The organism is Dysgonomonas sp. 520, assembly GCF_010501095.1.
Lineage (GTDB): Bacteria > Bacteroidota > Bacteroidia > Bacteroidales > Dysgonomonadaceae > QVMP01.
In genome coordinates, this window is the sequence record NZ_QVMP01000008.1 from 131474 (window position 1) to 131823 (window position 350).

Consider the following 350-nt stretch of genomic DNA (forward strand, 5'->3'; position numbering starts at 1 on the left):
GATGGAGAACACCCCAGATTTTTGTGGCAAAATTCATTGAAATGAGATAAGGTGGTGAAGTTGTAATTTGTACTTATCTCTTTCAGGCTTTTGTCTGTTTGGCAAATGTCTTGATACACTTGTTTTGCCTTGTGATTTCTCACCCAATTGTATGCCGACGTTTTGAATACCCGCCTGAAACGCTTATTAAATCCTGAATAGCTATAATTCATCTTCTCAGCCAGTTGGCGCACAGTTCTGACATGTGGAAAAAGACTGCGCACCTGCTCCAAAAATAGAAAATCATTGCTCCAAACCATTCTGAGAAAAGCCTGTAGTTCTTCTTGCGAACAGGATATTTTGAGCAGATA

General features: G+C 39.7%; 1 protein-coding gene. It reads right to left on the bottom strand.

The window, feature by feature from the left end:
* Nucleotides 1–350, bottom strand: a 350-nt coding sequence (locus tag D0T56_RS06435; protein ID WP_163319314.1) for an AraC family transcriptional regulator, incomplete at both ends; no start/stop codon positions are given.